The organism is Flavobacterium chungangensis (genome assembly GCF_042654045.1).
Classification (GTDB): Bacteria; Bacteroidota; Bacteroidia; order Flavobacteriales; family Flavobacteriaceae; genus Flavobacterium; species Flavobacterium chungangensis.
Genome location: NZ_JBHSFY010000006.1, coordinates 36,729 through 49,424, shown reverse-complemented (window position 1 = coordinate 49,424; position 12,696 = coordinate 36,729). Strand labels below are relative to the sequence as shown.

Genomic DNA, 12,696 nt, shown 5'->3' with positions numbered 1-12,696 from the left:
GAAGTGTTAGATTGTATATGTATTTTTGTAGTTAATAAAAATATACTGATGAATTTTAAAGTAAATGCAATTTTCAAGAATAATACAGACTCCATTCTAGACAGTATTAAAGATTTTAATAATGCAGGAATTCTTTTTGGAAATGGCGATCGTAATAAAATAAAACTGTTTGATTTAAATGGTAAAACTATAAACATAAAATCATTTAAAATTCCAAACTTAATTAATAAAGTTGCTTATAGGTATTTTAGAAAATCAAAAGCAAGACGTTCATTTGAATATGCAACTATATTATTAGAAAAAGGAATAGGAACTCCTGAACCTATTGCATTTCTTGAAAATTTTAATAGTATTGGGTTAAAAGACAGCTATTACGTGAGCGAACACTTAAATGCTGATTTAACTTACAGAGAGCTTGTAGAAGTGCCTGATTATCCGGATCGTGATAATATTCTAAGACAATTTACCAAATTCAGTTTTGATCTTCATGAAAAGGGAATTGAATTTTTAGATCATTCTCCAGGAAACACTTTAATAAAAAAGAATGCAAACGGAAATTATGATTTTTTTCTAGTTGATTTGAACAGAATGGAATTTCATACTACAATGTCTTTTGAAACTCGTATGAAAAACTTATGCCGTTTGACTCCATTAAAAGAAATGGTTGCAACAATGAGTAACGAATATGCTAAATATTATAATGAACCTGAAGAGAAGATTTTCAATACTTTATGGAAAGATACTTCAGATTTTCAAGAAAAATTTTATCGAAAAAAACGTCTGAAAAAGAAACTTAAATTCTGGAAGAAGTAATTCTTCTTAACTCTTTATAGCGAACAAAAACGCTGTAAGCATTAAGATAGCAGATTGTTACACCTTTACCTCCGTCCAGAAAACCCAATCGGATTATAAATTGGTACAAAAAAGTGTATAAAGGATGAAGAAATAGCAGTGGGAAATAAGGTTTTATGCCTTTTGCAAATTTTTCATTGGCTTTAAGAATTCCATAATTGTACATTTTCGATTTATAATCCTCATAAGAAGAGTAGGAGAAATGTATAATTTTATTTTTTAAAGTTGAGATTGGTCCGTTTACAATCAGTTTTTCGTGAACGGTTCTTTCTTCGTTGTATCTGCATTTTGATTTATTAAAAAGCCTAAAAATCTTGTCGGTTTGCCAGCCGCTAAAGTTTAGTTGGCGCTCCTTAAACATAAAAATACGATAGACAAAATAAGCGCTCGCGGCTTTTTCAGCATTAATTGCAGTAACGATTTCAGATTTTAATTCAGGTGTTAATCTTTCGTCAGCATCAATAAATAAAACCCATGAGTTTTTGGCTTGCTCTAAGGCAAAATTTCGCTGAGAGGTGTAATCAATAAAAGGATTCTGAATTAATTTTACGTTTTCGAAAGACTCGACAATAGGTACCGTTTTATCGGTGCTGTAAGAATCAACAACAATTATTTCATCAGCAAAATCAATGTCTTCAAGAAGTGATTTTATATGATGTTCTTCATTAAGCGTAATAATCAATACTGATAATTTTTGCTTTTCACTATTCATTGGTGATGCTTTGCTTTTTCAATTTTTATATTCCTGAAAATAAGTCTCTAATTTTTTAAGCATAAGTTCCAACGGATATTCAGCATAATATTCAAAAGTATGTTCTTTTATGTATTGTTCGGTGTGCTTCTCGTAAATCTCAGGTTTTAAATCTTTTAAATGAATTGAAGCATTTTTCGCTTCATTTTCAAACAACTGCCAAGTTTCTTTTCTAACAGAAGGAGTAAAGATAGAGAAAGTAGGTATTTCTAGTGCTTTGGCCATATTTACAGCTCCTCCTTCGTTTCCTATCAACATCTCGCATTGAGAAAGTATTGCTAAAAACTGACGCAAATCTGTAGCGTACAAATCGAAAATAATATGCTTTTTTGTTTCTTCAGAACAATGGTTATAAACCTCCAAAGCTTCCTCTTTCTGGTTCGGAATATAATTAAAGAGAATAGTAGCGTTTGTTTTTGCTACTGTAAAATCGATGATTTTTGCCATTCCGTCAAGCGGATAGGTTTTGTAGTGCTCGCTTCCTAAAATTCCAAACATAATAAGAGGTTTTTCAGGATCAATATTGTAGCTTTTTAAAATGCTTTTTGCTTCTGCAATTTCAGATTCTTTTAAAAAGATTTTCGGTTTTACATTCGTTATCTTTTCAGTAAAAAAAGGTTTAAGAAGCAATAATCTATTTTCAATTGCCAAACCATGTTCTGACTTTATGGCATCAAAACGTTCATAACTATAATTGTAAAAGATATTAGAATACCATTTATGATACGAAACTTTATATTTTGCTCCAGAAAAAAACGTAATTAAACTAGTTCCTAATTTGCTGTAAACGTCTATTACGGCATCATATTTTTTTCTTCGAATCTCAAAAATGAATTTAAGGAATCCAAAAGTCGATTTTCGGATTTTATTAGTCACCGGAATGATGTTATCGATATTCGGATTTTCTTTTAGAACATCAATCGAATTGGGATAACACATATAGTCAATTGTAGCGTCAGGAAACTTGCTCTTCAAGTTATTGCAAATAATTGTGCTTGTTAAAACGTCTCCAATTCTTTTTTGTTGGATAACTAATATTCTCATCTGGTTTTTTATTCAATTTGAAAGCTAAAGTACAAACTATTTTATGAAGTGCACAAGTGATGGCGGTAATAAGATTAAACTAAATTAAAAAGTTATATTTTTGTGGTCAACAAATTAAAATTTATAATGGGAATTAGCGGTTTGGTTATTACTTTCAATGAAGAAAAAAACATTGGAAAATGTATAGATGCCTTATTTAAAGTTTGTGATGAAGTTATTATTGTAGACTCTTTCAGCAAAGATCGCACAGTAGAAATAGCTAAAGAAAAAGGAGCGCAGGTTGTCCAGCAGGCATTTTTAGGAGATGGTCCGCAGCGTACGCACGGTTTGCCTTTTTGTAAAAATGACTGGATTTTAAACCTTGATGCAGATGAGTTTTTAGACAAAGACGCAGAAGATTTTATTCTAAAGAAAAAATATTTGGAAGGAAATTACGATGCCATGAGTTTTAGAGTAAAAAACTTTTTGGCAGATAAACTAATTGATTTCTCAGGTTGGTATCCAGACCATAAAGTCCGTTTTTTTAATAAGCAAACAGCGCATCCTTCAGATTCTAAAGTGCATCAGAAAATTGTTGCTCAAAATGAGAAAAAAGTTGCTGTACATATTTTGCACTATGGCTGGGATTCTTTAGATCAAATCATTGCTAAAAAGAATCAATACTCGGGCTGGCATGCACAACAGTTATTTGATCAAGGAAAAAGAATTAATGCCTTTAAACCTGTTTTGAACGGAACTGTAGCTTTTGTTAGATGCTATTTCTTTAAAAAAGGAATCTTTAACGGTCTTGACGGATTATCAATCGCAATGATTCAGGCTTTTTTTTCTTACATGAAATATGCTAAACTTATTAAACTTCAAAAAAATAAATAATAAAAAAATCCAAATTCCATTAATAATAAATTGGAATTTGGATTTTTAAATATTGTAGACTTTTTAAAGCTTACACCGCAACATCGTATTCGCGAAGTGCATTGTTTAAAGAAGTTTTTAAATCTGTAGATGGTTTACGAGTTCCAATGATTAATGCACAAGGAACTTGGAATTCTCCAGCGGCGAATTTCTTTGTATAGCTTCCAGGAATAACCACAGAACGAGCAGGTACATAACCTTTCATTTCAACTGGCTCATCACCTGTAACATCGATAATTTTTGTAGATGCCGTCAAACATACGTTAGCTCCAAGAACTGCTTCTTTACCAACGTGAACACCTTCAACCACGATACAACGAGAACCGATAAAAGCACCGTCTTCAATAATAACTGGAGCAGCTTGTAATGGCTCCAAAACACCACCAATACCCACACCACCGCTTAAGTGTACGTTTTTGCCAATTTGAGCACAGCTTCCTACAGTTGCCCAAGTATCAACCATTGTACCTTCGTCTACATAAGCACCAATGTTTACGTAACTTGGCATTAAGATAACGCCGCTTGAGATGTAAGCTCCATAACGAGCAACAGCATTTGGTACTACACGAATTCCTTTTTCAGCATAATTTCTTTTTAGCAACATTTTGTCGTGGTACTCAAAAATACCAGATTCCCATGTTTCCATTTTTTGAATCGGGAAATACATCACAACCGCTTTCTTAACCCATTCGTTTACCTGCCATTTGTCACCAACTGGTTCAGCAACACGTAATTTTCCAGCGTCTACTAATTCGATAACTTCTCTAATAGCATCAGTTGTTGCGGTTTCTTGTAATAAAGCTCTATTTTCCCAAGCTTGTTCAATTATAGTCTGTAAAGAATTCATACGTTTAATTTTTTGGCAAAGATAAGGTATTTGTAGAAATGCAAAAAAGTAAAAGGGTTTGAAAATGTTACAGATTTAACTTTTTGTTTCTTATTTGTATGGTTAATGAGGTAACATGTATTTTTTACTAATACCATTGCCACTAGAAGTTTTTTTTATATCAAAATATGACAAAAGTCAGGGTTTCTGCTTTTTCTTCGCTTTAATTTCGCAGTGTTGATCAACAATTCCATTCCATAAATAAATCATATAAGCAGTAAAATATGAATCAAGAAAATCACCTTCAAAACAGAGTAATTATAGACAAAGAAGTAAGCTGGGATAAAACTCAGGTTATTATGAGTAAAACAAATGCTTTTGGTATTATCGAATATGCCAACGAAGTGTTTGTAGATGTTTGTGGTTACGAAGACTATGAATTAATGGGGCAGCCTCATAATATCATACGTCACCCCGATATGCCAAAAGTTATTTTTAAAGTACTATGGGAAAATCTTAAAAACGGGAAAAACTTTCACGCTATTGTAAAAAACCTTGCAAAGTCTGGAAGATACTATTGGGTAATTACAGATTTTGAAATCGCCCGAGACGAAAACGATGTTATTGTAAATTATTTCGGAAGAAGACAAGCTGTACCGCAAGAAGTTATTGCGATGCATATTGAACCTTTATATAAAAAGTTATTGCAGATTGAAGCCGCAAGCGGAGTTGAATTTAGCGAAAAGTATTTAATAGGATTCTTAGAAGAGAAAAAGAGAACATACGTTGAATATATTAAGGAGCTGATTTACGAGCACGAAAAATCTCAATCTAAGTTTGCTAATTACAGTGAAGAAGAAGATGCAGGAGAGGAAGAAGAACACAGAGGTTTTTTTGGCCGATTGTTTGGAAGATAAATTGAGTTATTTTTTAGGTTTGAATATTTGGATAAAAGTCCGTCTTGAATTTTTAAGGCGGATTTTTTATTGAAAACTATCTTGGAAAAGTTATTTTGAGTGAAATGGAAAAATACAAAAATATTTTGAACTAAATTTGCTGAAAAATTACAACATGCCAAGAATTCTTTCAATAGATTACGGACAAAAACGCACAGGAATTGCTGTTACAGACGAAATGCAGATTATTGCTTCGGGCTTAACTACAATTCCGACTCATACTTTGATTGACTTTTTGAAAGATTATTTTGCTAAAGAAAAAGTCGAAGCGGTTTTGATTGGTGAACCCAAACAAATGAACGGTCTTCCGTCTGAAAGTGCTTCTGTGATTAATGGTTTTGTAACTCATTTTTCGAATATTTTCCCCGATATGAAAGTAATTCGTGTTGATGAGCGTTTTACTTCAAAAATGGCATTTCAAACCATGATTGATAGCGGTTTAAATAAAAAGCAACGTCAGAACAAAGGTTTGATAGACGAAATTTCTGCTACAATTCTGCTCCAAGATTATCTTTCCTCAAAAAAATAACGCTGTTCGTCGTATTTTTTATTTATAATTTAATGGTTTTTAGAAAATCCTAACTTTTATCATCTAAAAATTAGTTTTTTTTTGCAATTAAAAAAGTACCTTTGCACTTTAAATAAAAATACTGTTATGCCTGACGAAACCATACGTTCAAATAGTGATGTAGTACTCATTGGCGCTGGAATAATGAGTGCCACTCTTGGAGTAATTTTGAAAGAATTACAACCAGATATAAAAATTGAAATTTACGAAAGATTAGATGTTGCAGCTGCTGAAAGTTCTGATGCTTGGAATAATGCAGGAACGGGACACTCTGCTTTTTGTGAATTAAATTATACTCCAGAAAAGGCAGACGGTAGCATCGACCCTAAAAAAGCAATAAGCATCGCAGAGTCATTTGAGATTTCTCGCCAGTTTTGGTCTTACTTAGTGCAGCAAAATAAAGTGCCGTCTCCGGATAATTTTATTAAAAGCGTACCTCATATGAGTTTTGTATGGGGAGATAAAAACGTAGATTATTTAAAAAAGAGATTTGAAGCGCTTCAAAGCAATCCAATTTTCTCTGATATGACTTTCAGTACCGATTTTGAGCAGCTTCAGAAATGGATGCCATTGGTAATGGAAGGCAGAACTGCCGATGAAAGATTAGCGGCGACACATATGGAAATTGGTACCGATGTTAACTTTGGTGCTTTAACAAGAAGTATGTTCAATTACTTAGAAAAATTAGACGGTGTTTCTTTGTTCTTTAATCATGAAGTTAAAAAACTAAGACAGCGTGAGGATAAATCTTGGAGAATTAAAATTAAAGATTTGTCGACAGGAAAAACTCGTAAAGCCTATACTAAATTTGTATTTATTGGTGCAGGAGGAGGTTCTCTTCCTTTATTAGAAAAAGCAAATGTGCCAGAAGGAAATGGATATGGAGGTTTCCCTGTAAGCGGACAATGGCTAAAATGTACAAATCCTGAGGTAATTGCAAAACACCAAGCAAAAGTTTACGGAAAAGCAAGTGTTGGAGCTCCTCCAATGTCTGTTCCGCATATTGATACTCGTGTAATTGATGGAGAAAAAGCACTTCTTTTTGGTCCATTTGCAGGATTTTCAACTCGTTTCTTGAAAAATGGTTCTTATTTAGATTTGCCGTTATCTATTAAACCTAACAATTTAATTCCGATGCTGGCTGCAGGATATCACAATATTCCATTAACGAAATATTTGATCCAGCAAGTGCGCCAGTCTCCAAAAGATAGAATGAAAGCTTTACGCGAATATCTTCCAACAGCACGTTCAAAAGATTGGAAATTGGAAAAAGCAGGACAGCGTGTTCAGGTTATCAAAAAAGATGAAAAAGATGGTGGAGTTTTAGAATTTGGTACCGAAGTAATTAATACGCATGACGGAACGTTGGCGGTTTTATTAGGTGCTTCTCCAGGTGCTTCTACAGCTGTAGCGATTATGGTTGATTTGATCAGCAGATGTTTTGCGCATCAAATTAAAACACCAGAATGGCAAGCAAAATTAAAAACAATGATTCCTTCTTACGGTCAGACTTTAAATGATAAGCCAGAACTTTTACAAGAGCTTAGGAAACAAACAGCAGAAGTTTTAAAATTAAATTAATCTTCTCCTTATTTGAATAAAAAACAAATCCAGATGAATTAATCTGGATTTGTTTTTTTTAGGTCGGTTGTGTTTTTTAGAATTTTTTCTGCCAGATTACTCATCCAAATCAATTGTTCAATTACCATTTGCGCTTCCTGCATTTTAGCTTGACGCGTTTCTTTATCCAAATCATCATCTTCGGCTAAGCGCGTAAAATGCTTTCGTTTTAATTCTTCAAATTGCAAAGTCACATCTTCTTTTTCAAAAAAAGTATCCTTTATAATAACTTCATTTCTTAAAACAGAAATAGAATGATCCAAATTGGCTAAAATTGTTTTGATGATATAATTAAAAGAATCTGATGCAGAAGTGGTTTGGTGCGACTGAATATAAGTTGACAATGAAGCCAAAGCAGATAATAAAGAGTGGTTTAAAACTACCAATTTGTTCACCAAAGGCATTGTCTTCTGTTTCGATTTTGGCTCTTGCATCATGCGCTGGAAAGAAGTCATTAAATTGCCTATTTCAACAAAAGCATTTTTTCTTGCAAGACGGTAAGAAGTAGGAACTTCTCCTTTTTTATTATAAAAATCTGCAATTTCTTTGAGGTAATTCCTGTTGGCTCGAATCGTGTTTTCGATATGAATTGGCGTATTGATAAATTCCCACGCAGGCCATAAAAACTGATTGGCAATAAAGGCTAAAATAGCTCCAGCAAGCGAATCTAGTATTCTGTATTGGATTACCTCATTGATATCTGGGGTAAGAATTCCGTAAATAAAAACGACATACATCGTAACAAATGTCGCACTTATCTTATAGTTGATTTGGGTAAATGAAATTCCCAAAAGCATACATACAATAGAGAAAATGCTCAATGCTACGTGATTCTGAATAATCGATACAATTCCGAAAGCTATAAATCCTCCCAAAACAGTTCCGAACATCCTGTTGTAAGATCGTTCTTTTGTTAAGCCGTAACCAGGGCGCATGATTACTACAATAGTAAGCAGAATCCAATATACGTTTTGAAATGGAAGCACTTGTCCGAGAAAGAAACCAATTAAAATAGTAATGGTTAATCGTATCGAATGCCTGAAAATTGACGAAGAATAACTTAAATTTTCGATTAAAGTTCGCAACGGATAATATTGCGGCGTAAGGAATTTTTCAAGTTCCTTGTCTTTATCTTTTAGTTTATAAGACTGCATGGCCAGAGAAAGTGCACGCTGAATGGTTTTGATTTTTCCAACTTGATTTTTAGCATATTTCAGCATATTGGTCAGCATTAAAACCCCTTCTGCGGCTTCTTCCTTGCCTAATGTTTTTTCATAATCAAAAATGGCAAATTCTAGAGCATCCAATTCGTTTTTCAAATCATGTTTATCAACATAAACACTAATATGACGTACATTTTTTGAAAGCTTCTTAAGGGTTGAAGCCAGTTTATAGGCAACATTTTGATAGGTTCTTAAAACATTGGGATGTTTGGCGAATTTTTCATGAAGTTTGCTGTGATCGAAAGAAGTGTACAACGCCAATTCTTGAATTTCGACCAAAGTAATAAAAACTAAAAGCATTTTTCGATTCTGACTCGTAATTCCAGATGCATTCTGGTTTCCAATCAGCATTTTTCTTAAATCTTCATGAATAAGATTCAATTCTACCTGTACAGCTAGTTGTTTCTCGATTATAGCTTTTCTATTGGCTTCAGGGCTCCATAAATCACCTCTTAGTTTTAGATATTTGGCAGTAAGTTTTATTCCTTCGGCAATTTGTAATTCTACATATTTATAGGGCTGTACAAAATGAAAAACAAGAGATACTACCAAATATAGAATTCCTCCAATAAAAATAAAGCCAGAATATTCAAAAGCTTCCCAACCTTCATGTAAATGTCCAAAAGAAAGAGAAATCGATAATAAAGCCGAGAAAGAAATCAGAGTTGCTCGCTGCCCGTAAACTGAAATCATAGAGCATAAAAACAATAGAAATCCTAAAAAGATATAAAAAAGAAAAGGATATGGATAGACGAGATTTACTAGCAAATTAACGCCTGAAACAATAAATGAGGCAGCAACTAATCCTTTTATTTTATGGCTAAGAGAACTCGGAATATCGCTGGGATAGGTGTAAAAAGCTCCAAGTGCGATGGTGAACCCAATTTCAAAATGGCCTAAGAAATTTAAAACTAAAACAGGGACAACAGAAGCAATAGTTACTTTGGAAGCATTGAAAAACGAAGTGCTGTTTGTAAATTTTGAAATCTTATCAATCATAAAAAGAGGTTTACTAACAAAGGTAAGAATTGTAGGAGTGATTTTGGCATAATTATGGTTGAGATTTTTAACAGCTTGTAAAAAATGCGATATAATAGATTATTAGAATCATTCTTGACTATTTTTTACTATTTTTGCCAGCTGAAATAGCATAACTTTAATTCTGTTTTTGCAGCATATTAAATATAAATAAAAACAAATGATTTTACCAATTGTAGGATACGGTGATCCTGTTTTAAGAAAAGTAGGGCAGGACGTTACACCAGAATATCCAAACCTAAAAGAAACGATCGCAAATATGTACGAGACGATGTACAATGCGTATGGAGTTGGACTTGCTGCACCGCAGGTTGGGCTTCCAATTCGTTTGTTTGTTATAGACACAACGCCTTTTAGTGATGATGAGGATCTTCCTTCAGAGGAACAAAAAGATTTGAAAGGCTTTAAGAAGACTTTTATCAATGCTAAAATCGTTAAAGAAGAAGGAGAAGAGTGGGGATTTAATGAAGGCTGTTTGAGTATTCCAGATGTGCGTGAAGACGTTTACAGAAAACCAACTGTTACAATCGAATATTGTGAAGAAGATTTTGTAATGAAAACGGAAGTATTTGACGGATTAATCGCAAGAGTTATCCAACACGAATATGATCATATTGAAGGAATTTTGTTTACAGATAAAATATCATCTCTTAAGAAGCGTTTAATCCAAAAGAAATTGAAAAATATTACTGAGGGAAAAACGTCTCAGGAATATAGAATGAAATTTTTCGCAGCTAAAAAAGCAAGGTAAGTTTTCTAAATAGTTAGAAACAAAAAATAAATCAAATTCTTAATACTAATTTTAATAAAAATGAATTTAACGAAAATTTTAGCCATTTCAGGAAAACCAGGTTTATACGAATTAAAAGTACAAACTCGTACAGGTTTTGTGGCGGAATCATTAATTGATGGGAAGAAGATTACTGTAAATCTAAAAAGCAATGTAAGTTTATTGTCTGAAATTTCGATTTATACTTATGAAGGTGAAAAACCGTTAACTGAAGTAATGCAGCAGATTGCCGTTAAAGAAAATAAAGGACAAGCTATTTCTCATAAAGAAGATAACGCTACTTTGTCTGCTTATTTCAAACAAATTCTTCCAGATTACGACGAAGAAAGAGTTTATCCATCAGATATCAAAAAAGTATTAAATTGGTACAACACGCTTCAAGCAAAAGGTTTAGTAACAGACTTAGCTCCTGCAGTTGAAGAACCAAAAGAAGAAGCTCCTGTTGCTGCAGAGAAACCAAAAAAAGCTCCAGCAGCTAAAAAAGCAAAAGCTAAAAAAGAAGAATAGTAGTTTTTCTTTAAATATAAAATAATCCTGTTAAGATGTTTTCTTGACAGGATTTTTTAATTTTACAGAATCGAGTTTAAATCAAAAGAAAACTTCAAAATGAGCAGAGAAAACCAGTTAAAAGCATTTGAGAGATTATTGAATATCATGGATGAACTTCGTGAGCAATGTCCGTGGGATAAAAAGCAAACATTGCAGACATTGAGACATCTCACAATCGAAGAAACCTACGAGTTAGGCGATGCTATTCTGGACAATGATTTAAATGAAGTTAAAAAAGAATTGGGAGATTTACTGCTTCATATTGTTTTTTATGCCAAAATAGGTAGCGAAACCAATGATTTTGATATTGCTGATGTTTGTAATGAAATCTGCGAGAAACTAATTCATCGTCATCCTCATATTTATGGAGATGTAAAAGTAGAGAATGAAGAAGAAGTAAAACAAAATTGGGAAAAACTAAAACTGAAAGAAGGTAAAAAATCTGTTTTAGAAGGTGTGCCAAGAAGTCTTCCTGCTTTAGTGAAAGCAAGCCGAATTCAAGATAAAGTTAAAGGAGTAGGCTTTGATTGGGAAGAACCTCATCAGGTTTGGGATAAAGTTCAAGAAGAATTACAAGAATTGCAAGACGAGGTAAAATCTGGAAACCAAGATAAAATCGAAGACGAATTCGGAGATGTTTTGTTTTCTATGATTAATTACTCAAGATTTTTAAATGTAAATCCAGAAGACGCACTAGAAAGAACCAATAAAAAGTTTATTAAGCGTTTTCAATACTTAGAAAGTAAAGCAAACGAATTAGGTAAGCCATTAATGGATATGACACTTACAGAAATGGACGTTTTCTGGAATGAAGCTAAAAAACTCTAGTTGTCGGCTAATTTCTTTAAAGCGCGAACGTCTTTAAGCATAATTTTTTTACCAACCAATTCTATTAATCCCAATTTATTAAAATCAGATAATAAGCGAATACAACTTTCTGTTGCTGTACCAATAATTCCTGCAAGTTCTTCTCTAGTTAGCTGAACTTTAAGTGTTTTATCAGTATCTTCTCCAAACTCGTCATGTAATTGCAATAAAGTTTCGGCAAGTCGCTGTTTAACGGTTTTCTGTACTAAAGCAATTTTTTCGTTTTCAGATTCTTTTAAATCTTCGCACACAGACTGCATCAGATTTAAAGAAAACTGATTGTTACTGTTAAAGAAATTGATGATTTCAGTTTTAGGAATAAAACAAACCTCCATGTCGGCAATCGCTTTTGCAGTCAAGTTTGCCGGCTCGTTACTAATCATCGAGCGCTGTCCAAGTAGTTCACCAGATTTTACTAGTTTTACAATTTGATCTTTTCCGTTTGCACTCAATTTTGAAAGCTTTCCAACACCATCTTTAATACAAAAAACGCCATTGGTTACTTCGCCTTCTTCAAAAATGGCTTCACCTTTTTTAATCTTATAAGAGGTTTTACTGCTGGCTAATTTAATAACTTCTTCTTTGTTAAGGGCTTTTAATGAGCTTAGCTGACGTACAATGCATTGATCACATTTGTTCATGACAATATTTGTTTGCTGCAAAAATAAGCATATTTAAGGGTTTTAACCACCATAATAAG

General features: G+C 33.0%; 13 protein-coding genes. 8 read left to right on the top strand and 5 right to left on the bottom strand.

What is annotated here, in order from left to right:
- Positions 1-48: 48 nt before the first annotated feature.
- Positions 49-813, top strand: a complete 765-nt coding sequence (locus tag ACFO3N_RS11120; RefSeq protein ID WP_379797730.1) for a lipopolysaccharide kinase InaA family protein — start codon at positions 49-51, stop codon at positions 811-813.
- On the opposite strand, the gene ACFO3N_RS11115 is transcribed toward ACFO3N_RS11120, so the two are convergent.
- Together ACFO3N_RS11115 and ACFO3N_RS11110 are read right to left on the bottom strand one after the other, a co-directional pair.
- Positions 794-1,564 carry a glycosyltransferase family 2 protein gene (locus ACFO3N_RS11115; RefSeq protein WP_379797728.1) on the bottom strand — a complete coding sequence of 257 codons (771 nt, stop codon included), beginning with the start codon at positions 1,562-1,564 and terminating at the stop codon, positions 794-796. The genes ACFO3N_RS11120 and ACFO3N_RS11115 overlap by 20 nt on opposite strands.
- 18 nt (positions 1,565-1,582) lie before the next feature.
- Entirely contained in the window at positions 1,583-2,647 is a 1,065-nt protein-coding gene (locus tag ACFO3N_RS11110; protein ID WP_379797726.1) for a glycosyltransferase family 9 protein, read from the bottom strand.
- Between the two features lie 126 nt (positions 2,648-2,773).
- Here ACFO3N_RS11110 and ACFO3N_RS11105 point away from each other — a divergent pair, with 126 nt between their 5' ends.
- Positions 2,774-3,520: a glycosyltransferase family 2 protein gene (locus ACFO3N_RS11105; RefSeq protein WP_379798155.1), complete on the top strand. Its 747-nt coding sequence runs from the start codon at positions 2,774-2,776 to the stop codon at positions 3,518-3,520.
- Between the two features lie 70 nt (positions 3,521-3,590).
- On the opposite strand, the gene ACFO3N_RS11100 is transcribed toward ACFO3N_RS11105, so the two are convergent.
- The gene (locus ACFO3N_RS11100) at positions 3,591-4,406 is read right to left on the bottom strand and encodes a 2,3,4,5-tetrahydropyridine-2,6-dicarboxylate N-succinyltransferase (protein WP_248726233.1); all 816 of its coding nucleotides are present in this window, start codon (positions 4,404-4,406) and stop codon (positions 3,591-3,593) included.
- A 263-nt stretch (positions 4,407-4,669) separates the two neighbouring features.
- Here ACFO3N_RS11100 and ACFO3N_RS11095 point away from each other — a divergent pair, with 263 nt between their 5' ends.
- From ACFO3N_RS11095 to ACFO3N_RS11085, 3 genes are all read left to right on the top strand, one after another.
- The gene (locus ACFO3N_RS11095) at positions 4,670-5,302 is read left to right on the top strand and encodes a PAS domain-containing protein (RefSeq protein ID WP_095930926.1); all 633 of its coding nucleotides are present in this window, start codon (positions 4,670-4,672) and stop codon (positions 5,300-5,302) included.
- 154 nt (positions 5,303-5,456) lie between these two features.
- Complete coding sequence (gene ruvX / locus ACFO3N_RS11090; protein ID WP_379797724.1) at positions 5,457-5,870, top strand: Holliday junction resolvase RuvX; 414 nt, start codon at positions 5,457-5,459, stop codon at positions 5,868-5,870.
- Positions 5,871-5,996: 126 nt separating this feature from the next.
- Complete coding sequence (locus ACFO3N_RS11085) at positions 5,997-7,490, top strand: malate:quinone oxidoreductase (RefSeq protein WP_379797722.1); 1,494 nt, start codon at positions 5,997-5,999, stop codon at positions 7,488-7,490.
- 38 nt (positions 7,491-7,528) lie between these two features.
- On the opposite strand, the gene ACFO3N_RS11080 is transcribed toward ACFO3N_RS11085, so the two are convergent.
- The gene (locus ACFO3N_RS11080) at positions 7,529-9,751 is read right to left on the bottom strand and encodes an FUSC family protein (protein WP_379797720.1); all 2,223 of its coding nucleotides are present in this window, start codon (positions 9,749-9,751) and stop codon (positions 7,529-7,531) included.
- Between the two features lie 199 nt (positions 9,752-9,950).
- Between ACFO3N_RS11080 and def the strand changes: the two genes are divergently transcribed.
- From def to mazG, 3 genes are all read left to right on the top strand, one after another.
- Complete coding sequence (gene def, locus ACFO3N_RS11075) at positions 9,951-10,541, top strand: peptide deformylase (RefSeq protein ID WP_250835534.1); 591 nt, start codon at positions 9,951-9,953, stop codon at positions 10,539-10,541.
- Between the two features lie 60 nt (positions 10,542-10,601).
- The gene (locus ACFO3N_RS11070; protein ID WP_250835535.1) at positions 10,602-11,087 is read left to right on the top strand and encodes a DUF5606 family protein; all 486 of its coding nucleotides are present in this window, start codon (positions 10,602-10,604) and stop codon (positions 11,085-11,087) included.
- Between the two features lie 99 nt (positions 11,088-11,186).
- Positions 11,187-11,957: a nucleoside triphosphate pyrophosphohydrolase gene (gene mazG / locus ACFO3N_RS11065; protein ID WP_379797716.1), complete on the top strand. Its 771-nt coding sequence runs from the start codon at positions 11,187-11,189 to the stop codon at positions 11,955-11,957.
- Here the strand turns inward: mazG and ACFO3N_RS11060 are convergent.
- Positions 11,954-12,637 carry a Crp/Fnr family transcriptional regulator gene (locus ACFO3N_RS11060; RefSeq protein WP_320492417.1) on the bottom strand — a complete coding sequence of 228 codons (684 nt, stop codon included), beginning with the start codon at positions 12,635-12,637 and terminating at the stop codon, positions 11,954-11,956. The genes mazG and ACFO3N_RS11060 overlap by 4 nt on opposite strands.
- Positions 12,638-12,696 lie beyond the last annotated feature (59 nt).

Bases quoted from the DNA above. Each gene is read 5' to 3' on its own strand.
- ACFO3N_RS11120 (WP_379797730.1), top strand. From the start codon at position 49: ATGAATTTTAAAGTAAATGCAATTTTCAAGAATAATACAGACTCCATT.
- ACFO3N_RS11115 (WP_379797728.1), bottom strand. From the start codon at position 1,564: ATGAATAGTGAAAAGCAAAAATTATCAGTATTGATTATTACGCTTAAT.
- ACFO3N_RS11110 (WP_379797726.1), bottom strand. From the start codon at position 2,647: ATGAGAATATTAGTTATCCAACAAAAAAGAATTGGAGACGTTTTAACA.
- ACFO3N_RS11105 (WP_379798155.1), top strand. From the start codon at position 2,774: ATGGGAATTAGCGGTTTGGTTATTACTTTCAATGAAGAAAAAAACATT.
- ACFO3N_RS11100 (WP_248726233.1), bottom strand. From the start codon at position 4,406: ATGAATTCTTTACAGACTATAATTGAACAAGCTTGGGAAAATAGAGCT.
- ACFO3N_RS11095 (WP_095930926.1), top strand. From the start codon at position 4,670: ATGAATCAAGAAAATCACCTTCAAAACAGAGTAATTATAGACAAAGAA.
- ruvX (WP_379797724.1), top strand. From the start codon at position 5,457: ATGCCAAGAATTCTTTCAATAGATTACGGACAAAAACGCACAGGAATT.
- ACFO3N_RS11085 (WP_379797722.1), top strand. From the start codon at position 5,997: ATGCCTGACGAAACCATACGTTCAAATAGTGATGTAGTACTCATTGGC.
- ACFO3N_RS11080 (WP_379797720.1), bottom strand. From the start codon at position 9,751: ATGATTGATAAGATTTCAAAATTTACAAACAGCACTTCGTTTTTCAAT.
- def (WP_250835534.1), top strand. From the start codon at position 9,951: ATGATTTTACCAATTGTAGGATACGGTGATCCTGTTTTAAGAAAAGTA.
- ACFO3N_RS11070 (WP_250835535.1), top strand. From the start codon at position 10,602: ATGAATTTAACGAAAATTTTAGCCATTTCAGGAAAACCAGGTTTATAC.
- mazG (WP_379797716.1), top strand. From the start codon at position 11,187: ATGAGCAGAGAAAACCAGTTAAAAGCATTTGAGAGATTATTGAATATC.
- ACFO3N_RS11060 (WP_320492417.1), bottom strand. From the start codon at position 12,637: ATGAACAAATGTGATCAATGCATTGTACGTCAGCTAAGCTCATTAAAA.